This window comes from Loigolactobacillus zhaoyuanensis (assembly GCF_003946385.1).
Taxonomy (GTDB): Bacteria; Bacillota; Bacilli; order Lactobacillales; family Lactobacillaceae; genus Loigolactobacillus; species Loigolactobacillus zhaoyuanensis.
In genome coordinates this window covers 1-8,230 of the sequence record NZ_RHOE01000089.1, presented here as the reverse complement: position 1 = coordinate 8,230, position 8,230 = coordinate 1, and the positions used below count along the sequence as shown (strand labels likewise).

Annotated in this window: 10 protein-coding genes; 2 read left to right on the top strand and 8 right to left on the bottom strand. The window is 37.0% G+C overall.

Going from position 1 to position 8,230, the window contains the following annotated elements; all coding sequences use genetic code 11:
* Positions 1-631: 631 nt before the first annotated feature.
* From EKM76_RS12190 to EKM76_RS12165, 6 genes are all read right to left on the bottom strand, one after another.
* Entirely contained in the window at positions 632-1,054 is a 423-nt protein-coding gene (locus tag EKM76_RS12190) for a YjdF family protein (RefSeq protein WP_125550885.1), read from the bottom strand.
* Between the two features lie 196 nt (positions 1,055-1,250).
* Complete coding sequence (locus EKM76_RS12185) at positions 1,251-1,589, bottom strand: helix-turn-helix domain-containing protein (protein WP_003646108.1); 339 nt, start codon at positions 1,587-1,589, stop codon at positions 1,251-1,253.
* Between the two features lie 140 nt (positions 1,590-1,729).
* Positions 1,730-2,266 (bottom strand): restriction endonuclease subunit S, encoded by a 537-nt coding sequence (locus tag EKM76_RS12180; RefSeq protein ID WP_125550884.1) that lies wholly within the window; start codon positions 2,264-2,266, stop codon positions 1,730-1,732.
* On the bottom strand, positions 2,259-2,438 hold the full coding sequence (locus EKM76_RS12175; protein ID WP_085013068.1) for a PDDEXK family nuclease: 180 nt from the start codon (positions 2,436-2,438) through the stop codon (positions 2,259-2,261). The genes EKM76_RS12180 and EKM76_RS12175 overlap by 8 nt, the downstream gene beginning before the upstream one ends.
* 97 nt (positions 2,439-2,535) lie before the next feature.
* Positions 2,536-2,904, bottom strand: a complete 369-nt coding sequence (locus EKM76_RS12170; RefSeq protein WP_125550883.1) for an Lrp/AsnC family transcriptional regulator — start codon at positions 2,902-2,904, stop codon at positions 2,536-2,538.
* Between the two features lie 12 nt (positions 2,905-2,916).
* Entirely contained in the window at positions 2,917-3,117 is a 201-nt protein-coding gene (locus tag EKM76_RS12165) for a hypothetical protein (RefSeq protein ID WP_125550882.1), read from the bottom strand.
* Between the two features lie 872 nt (positions 3,118-3,989).
* On the opposite strand from EKM76_RS12165, the gene EKM76_RS12160 reads away from it, so the two are divergent.
* Together EKM76_RS12160 and EKM76_RS12155 are read left to right on the top strand one after the other, a co-directional pair.
* On the top strand, positions 3,990-5,369 hold the full coding sequence (locus EKM76_RS12160) for a hypothetical protein (protein ID WP_125550881.1): 1,380 nt from the start codon (positions 3,990-3,992) through the stop codon (positions 5,367-5,369).
* Positions 5,370-5,552: 183 nt separating this feature from the next.
* Positions 5,553-6,182: a hypothetical protein gene (locus EKM76_RS12155; protein WP_125550880.1), complete on the top strand. Its 630-nt coding sequence runs from the start codon at positions 5,553-5,555 to the stop codon at positions 6,180-6,182.
* A 316-nt stretch (positions 6,183-6,498) separates the two neighbouring features.
* Here the strand turns inward: EKM76_RS12155 and EKM76_RS12150 are convergent, their stop codons facing one another.
* Entirely contained in the window at positions 6,499-7,284 is a 786-nt protein-coding gene (locus tag EKM76_RS12150; RefSeq protein WP_125550879.1) for a replication initiation protein, read from the bottom strand.
* A gap of 709 nt (positions 7,285-7,993) precedes the next feature.
* The coding region (locus EKM76_RS12145) for a DUF2992 family protein (RefSeq protein WP_125550878.1) at positions 7,994-8,230 on the bottom strand (237 nt) is incomplete at its 5' end.

Below are 8,230 nucleotides of genomic sequence, written 5' to 3'. Positions count from 1 at the left end.
ACGCGCAAAAGTACCCTTATAAACGCGCAAAAGTACCCTTATAAACGCGCAAAAGTACCCTTAAACATTGCTGTATCCCTTGGGACTCTAAGGATACAGCACGCCTAAAAAGGGTTTTAAAAAAGGTTTTAAAAAGGTATATAAAAAGGTGGGCTACGCCACCACACAGATATACATCAAAATTTTTAAGGCCGTAACAACTAAACACAATTTCAGCATTTTACCTAATCAGCAATGTAAGACGTTTTAAGAGACTTTAGTTGTTTTGTGGCTAATGATACTAAAAACAAATTCAAACGCCTTAAACGGGATGTCAGGCACTAATGCTTTGAGAATATGATCTGATTTAACGGGATGATGAAACTCTGATTTTATCCGGTATAATTTAAGTTCTATTACATTTTAATATAAGTGAAATGAGGAGATGTATATCAAAGTTAGGGAGTGTCAAAATCGTGCTAAAAGGTATCGAAAAAATGACGAATAGAAGAAGTTATTTTTATAATATGAAAATAAATAACCCCCAACATCTATAATATAGATATTGGGGGTTATTCTTTCAATGCTTTTGAGGGGCGATTTGTTAGATATAGGCCCTAAAATGCAACACATAGTTTTCTATACTAGCTTCTCAATGTCCCTTGTGTTTTTGTATTTTCTTGGCCTGGTGCAATTTATATCTTTTTTCTTGATCCAAGATCTTCTTAGTACGTCTATTATGTTGTCGAGTTACTTTTTGACATTCCAACTGTTTTTGGAGTGTTTGTTGTGCTTTAGTACCGACACCATACTGAATACTCTTTCTAGCTAACCTTTGAAGACGTTTAGGATTGATTTTTCGTTCAGAAACAGACGAAGCACAAACAGTTTGTTTGAAAAAGATAATTCTATTCCAATGATGAATAACCAGATCGTAAATCAAAGTTAATTTAGGTTCTGAAGGACCTAAGTTAATTTGGCTAACTTCATAAGTGGAATCAAAGCGTCTTTCGAAAATAGCTTTGTAAAACGGTGGTTCATAGACAATTGTTAATGATAACTTGATAGTAGACATCAAACATCCTCCTTAAAATTAATTAAGAAAGATGGACAACCAAGGAGGCAGGTTACTGATAGCTTCGCTATGTTCGGACTACCAACCGAACTGTGTTTTTACTTTCTACTGCTAGTTTAACTCAAATACCCCATTCAGAATAGTTTGCTTAAAACTCTGAATGGAATATTTGGTAATTATAGTTCCTAAAGGTTTCTTAACTAAAGACAGCGATAATCATTTTGGTGACTAAATAAATAATTGCAATTACCATCATCCAACCAGTACTGCGCATAAATTCCCAGACATTAGTTTGTGCCTTTGCGTTTTTGGTAATAACTATGCTTTTTTTTAGTGAATCATCGCCTTTGATCAAACTATCTAAGGTAATGTCGAATAAATTGCTGATTTGCACTAAACGATCAATATCGGGATAAGTACTTCCGACTTCCCACTTAGAAATGGCCTGACGAGAAACATTAAGCGTTTCTGCAAGATAATCTTGTGTCCACTGCCTTTTTTCTCGTTCTTCTTTTATCCTTTGCCCTAAAATCATAAACGTAACCTCACTTTCAATAGATTAATTATCATATTGAAGCGAGAAAAAAGCACGCTAATTATTAGCGCACTAAAAGCAACTACTGGTTGCGAAGAATATTCTGGTGTAAATAGGGGGCTAAATGATAGTTATAGACCCTATACAAACATCTTTTGTAAAAAGCCTTTTTTCTGTTCTTTCAATAAATCTAACTTACGTTGATGAAGAGCGATAGTGTCATCTAGTTTCTTGAAGAATGAACCTATTTTTTGCTGTTCTTCATAACTTGGAACAGCAACACTCACACTGTTAATTACAGTTTTCGATAAACTAGGTACACCAGTAGATTCATCAAATTTTTTCCAATTTATTTTTTTAAAAATAGATAGTGAAAATTGAAGGTCAATATTTTGTTTAGGAACAGCGTAAAACAAGGTGTCAACAGTCCAAAAAGGCGCTTTTAATAAATAAGGCTTATCAATTGTACCTTTTCTTCCAATCCCAATAGCATCTATATCTGAGAGTGCTCTATCTACACTTAGCATATATCCACCAGTTCCATAGACAGGTATCGATCCTGAATTCAGATGTTTGTAGTCTTTTCCAGACTTAACATCAATAAAATCAGCAAACTTACGCTCTTCCCAATCATCACTATAACCATTAAAGCGAATTTGAGGCACTTTATTACTCATGATTGCCCCCCAACGGCGTATCTTCTAGTCGTTTACGATTGTTGGCATTCAGAATATCTCGCCAGTGATCATATAACCGATCAACTGTTACACCAGAATAATCTGTTAGATATTCCCAACCTTCACTCTTTAGCTTGTCAATTACAGCTTGTTCAAATTTATCTTCCGCCATTTAACTAGTCTTCTTTTCTTTTTTGGAGATTGCCACCGCCGAACTTCCTTACCTAGATATTATAAAATGGGCACAACCTAAATTAGGTTGTGCTTTTTTAATGTTCAAAAAGCCGTTGCCACCAATTTTTTGGTTTATCATTTTGTACGATTGTAAGCTGTTTTTGGGTATCATCTAATCGGGTCTGTAAGTTAGCAGTTAATTGCTGTTGCTGATCTAAAAGCTTTTGTAACTGGGCAATTTGTTCGTCCTTTTTAGTGAGTTGTTCGGCTAATAGATCGGTAGCATTGTGACTAGCCTGTTGCTGTTTCTTGATCTCGTTGGTAATCGTTTTAACGGCTGCTTCAGTCAAATAGTTTTTGTTATTTTTCTTGATAATATTATCCGCAGGTAACTTTCGGGCACGGTATATGACCGTGTCCTTTTTAACGCCTAAGCGTTCGGCAAGTTCTTTGTAAGTTAACATATGAATTCAGTCCTATCGTTCCTCTACGATACCACCACTAATAATAATCACCGGTTTGTCATCTAGCATATCGCTCTCAACACTAACAGCTTCATAGGCGGAAACTTCTTTATCGGTATCGTTGGAAACATATACGGTGGTACTGTCATTATATTGGTTGAGTAACTGTTTGAGGTCACCAACAGTTAGCTGCGTAACGCGTGGAATATTCATGGAAAACCTCCTAAAAAGTATGAGAATTACTATGTAGTTTACATAATGCTAATTAGTCAAAGTAGGGCCGGAATTACCGATGTTACAGCACTTTTTAATTTTTGCTTGTGATTTTAAATTGGTCTACCTAACTACATTAATCAAATTGCTGTTTTAACGCGATTTGTTAAACTGAAAAGTTTGTGAATTTTAGCTAATTTTTGATTGATAAATAGCATTTTATATCGGTAAAAAACATCGAATTACCGATAGCTAATTATAGCACGGGATTACTGGAGTAAGCACTGAATAATATCTTAGCGCTTGGTGTTGCACCAGTGATGTATTTATGTAATAATTAAGTATTAAATTAAAATATAGCGGGGTGTTTAACATATGGCTGTTTCGGATAGAAACACTAGAGTGACAATAACCGTAGATAATGCAATGCTGGCCGAATTAGATAAGCTGGTAGCAAGTGAGCGAAAGGAATGGGACAAGGAACCGCATGACGCATTCATGACACCGCCGAATAGATCTCAAATAATCCGTATGGCGTTGCGACAATACATCAATTTTGAAAAGAATAGTAGTATGTAGTCTACAGTCTCAAAAACGCTTACCTAAATTGTGGGGCGTTTTTTTGTTGCGAAAAAAAGGTATTGACGGCGCACACGCTTTCATGTAAAATTCGAATTAATAATAATAGACGGATTAAACATCATGTAAAAAATAATCGCTTATATATAGCATGTTTCATGTGGCTAATCTTTTTCTTAATGAAGTTATTTAACGTAATACCAAGATGTAGCATTGTGTAAAATCGATTGTAAGTGATAGTAATAATTGGGTAATTGATAAGATTGAAACAGTGAGTAAAGGGGGATAAGGGAATGGCAAGGCAACAGAAACAAGATAATAACCAAGCAGAAAAGGATTTAGGCATATTATTTGCGCCGCGGGCGGTATCGATCGATAAGGTGAAACTACAGGGCCATATAGACGAATCAAAGCGAGTTGAGCTGCTACAGCATCTAAGTAGTATGGCGTACTCCCTTAGTCGTGACAAAAAAATTACTGATAAGTCATTAAACGTTGAGTATAGGCCACGTGTGGGTGGTGTGGTTGAAGTGTACCTATCGTTTACTAGCAGCGTGATTAGTCTTGAATTCAATCCTAATCGGTGGACACTTAAGCCTGAGCGCGGCTTATTGTTCCTCATGATTAGCAAGCTTCAGCGGTACCTAGTTACCAATAGTTGGACGATACAGCGCTTGGATATAGCGTTTGACGTGTACGAGGATCTCAGTGAGATGAATATTGTTATTGATCGTCGTTTAACCCGTGAGCATTGGGGTTCGATTGCAGATGAAGCACTTAAGCGTGACAAACTAATCAAAATTAATACCAAGATGAATGCAGCAAACCAGTATAAGGAAGAGACTTATTACTTTGGCAAACGCAGCAACAAAAGTGACTTGATCCGCATATACGACAAGTACGCTGCTGAACGTGATCGGGAGATAGACCCTGAAGCGTTGAAAGAGTTAAAGTTGAAACATAAAAACTACTGGCGCATTGAGTTTGAACTCCATAAGACCACAGACATAGCCAAAATGCTTAACGGTGACATTGACCTATTAGGCGGCTTCAGCATAACTGAAGACTATAGCTATCGCAGTATTAAGCATTACGTAGAGACTGTACAGGCTAAAGCTAAGAATGATCGTTACAACTATGAAGTTAACGTGGACACGCGGGTACGATCGATTAACAGAGTGGTTGCCGAGTACATATTCGCATTGGACGCATACCTACATGGCAACTCACACTTCAAAAAACTGCTATCCGAGGGTATGCAGCGCGAAATTAAAACTTTGGCTGAGTCACTAGCCAAAAACTCCAAAAATCACACTTCAGCATTCAATCAGCAATGGGAAGAAAATCGAGTGGGTATTCGGCGTGAGGTTAGGGGCTACCAGTCACGGTCTAAGGCAATTGTATCGCAATTGGTCGTAGCGAAATTAGATAAAGATAATCCCAATCATGATCTAGCCGTAATGGTCACAGCACTTTGGCCACAGCTCACTGGAGCCATGCAGCTAAGTAATCCAAAAATTGCAGGCAATGATGCTTTTGCTAAACGATTTAACGAGTATGAGTTAGCAACCGCGCAAATAGGCGAAGATGCAACCGAACCAGCTGAAGACGAACTACTAGCACGCTTTGGCAACGGTGATACTAATAATCCGCTTGAAAAGTTGCCAGATTAATTCAAATTTACGCATGCTTTTGACCAAGCAAACAATAAAGGGGGTGATTAATTCAATTCGCGAATCCGTTGGTAGGGGTGCCAGCGGTAGTAGCTGCACATACACGCAGGGCATATTTTAGAAACAAGCAATGAGTAGGCGCTCCATTCCTTTACAACAAACGTAATCGAATGGAGATAAAAAATGACAGGAATAAAACAAAAACCAGCATTACACGACTTAGTTAAATTACTTTTTGAGGACATGAAGACGATCTATAACATGGACATGTACATTGCGCAGATCGAGGACGACAACGGCATAATTGCACAGCTGATTGCAGAGACGTTCCGTGCGAAAGCAGCCAGTCATACTATGATTAATAGTATTGTCAAAGGTGTTAAAAACCTACGGGATAACGGGTTAACCACCGAAGAAATTGCTACTGTATTCACAATGCGATTAGTCAGAATAACCAATACCAGTGGTCTGGCAACATCGCTAGAATACGGCGTTAAACAGTTGGTTGATAATGAATTCAACGACGACGCGCTAACAGATCTATATAATTGCCTTGCAAACGAGACTGACGAACAGCGTGAAGACGTTGAATGGCAGGCAGCGTTAGTTGAACAGTTGGCTTTCATCATGAAAGCAAGTGATGTACGTGATGGACACTTACGAAAACTTAAGCATAAAATTGATAGGTTACAAGGGAGTGGGCTTGATCGGGAGGTCATTCAAGAAAGAATACGTAATAAGCTGGCTTATAAGGGCTATGGGAACTCATGGCGGGCAATTGAAAAAATCCCTGATGGACGAATTAGCTGGTAAATCCACACCGAAAATCAATTTTTAAAAATAAAGTTTCCGTTTTGCATTTTGCTAAAACAGTTATATAAGTCCATAAAAATAAGGGTTCCTCGTATGTTTTACTAAAAACGATAATTACGAGAAACCCTTATTTTTATGGGGGAAATTTCGCGCACAAATTTTGGCTAAAAAATGGTCGTTTTTGGTACCTTAACACCATTAATACTGGCTGCTGTATTTGAATCGTGTGAAATCGGTTATTTTCAATTAATTTTGTACCCAAAACGTCAATAAAAATGGCGTTTTGGGTACAAAATTAATTGAATTACATTAAAAATTACTCTAGCAACTTGCGAAAATCCCAATCAGCTGAAGTATTATTTGGATTAAAACCTTGCATGGCACGTTTATCAAATTCAATACGTTTTTGATCGGCGTTAGCAGTTTCCTTGTCAAATAAGAATTCGTAACCAACCAGTGGTTTGCCACGACCCTTCCCGTACACTTTTCTAATTTTTAGATGTTTGAAAGCATTAGCCATATCTTTTCGGGTTGATTTTGTGAATACGTGTTTATCGATATCACTAATTGAGTAGCTTTTTGGAACGGTTAATAATTCTCTAAACTTATCAATTGGAAGATTTAAATATCCAGTCGTTCGGTATTGCTTCAGCAAGCGATACAAAGTTTTTCCGTACGTTGTTGACAACGCCACGAATTCCGCCAATTCATATTGATCGAAATTACCACCTGTAAAGTCGTTTAATATATAACTAAATTCAGGGTTAACACTAACGTCTAATGTTTGGCTATTAGAGTCGGCTGTAAACCGTGTAAAGAGGATGAACATATCAAATGATTTCCCGTCTGGTGACCAACGAGTCCCAGATAGATGAATCAGTTTCTCGGCTACGCTATGTAAGTATTTAGTGAATTCTGCATCATCTTTTTTCCTTTTCCAGTTAGCGAGTTCTTTCAATCTGGTAAATGATAGTTGTATCTTATCCATTGATTTATCACGCATTTGTTGTACCACGGCCATGAAAATATTTAGCTCTATCTCGCTAAACTTACGCATCGGAACGGTATTCAAATCATTATGGTATTTAACTATTTCGTGCAAGACTTTCCCTCCTTTTTTAATTAAAGAGTATTATAACACACATCATACCCTTATAAACGCGCAAAAGTACCCTTATAAACGCGCAAAAGTACCCTTATAAACGCGCAAAAGTACCCTTATAAACGCGCAAAAGTACCCTTAAACATTGCTGTATCCCTTGGGACTCTAAGGATACAGCACGCCTAAAAAGGGTTTTAAAAAAGGTTTTAAAAAGGTATATAAAAAGGTGGGCTACGCCACCACACAGATATACATCAAAATTTTTAAGGCCGTAACAACTAAACACAATTTCAGCATTTTACCTAATCAGCAATGTAAGACGTTTTAAGAGACTTTAGTTGTTTTGTGGCTAATGATACTAAAAACAAATTCAAACGCCTTAAACGGGATGTCAGGCACTAATGCTTTGAGAATATGATCTGATTTAACGGGATGATGAAACTCTGATTTTATCCGGTATAATTTAAGTTCTATTACATTTTAATATAAGTGAAATGAGGAGATGTATATCAAAGTTAGGGAGTGTCAAAATCGTGCTAAAAGGTATCGAAAAAATGACGAATAGAAGAAGTTATTTTTATAATATGAAAATAAATAACCCCCAACATCTATAATATAGATATTGGGGGTTATTCTTTCAATGCTTTTGAGGGGCGATTTGTTAGATATAGGCCCTAAAATGCAACACATAGTTTTCTATACTAGCTTCTCAATGTCCCTTGTGTTTTTGTATTTTCTTGGCCTGGTGCAATTTATATCTTTTTTCTTGATCCAAGATCTTCTTAGTACGTCTATTATGTTGTCGAGTTACTTTTTGACATTCCAACTGTTTTTGGAGTGTTTGTTGTGCTTTAGTACCGACACCATACTGAATACTCTTTCTAGCTAACCTTTGAAGACGTTTAGGATTGATTTTTCGTTCAGAAACAGACGAAGCACAAACAGT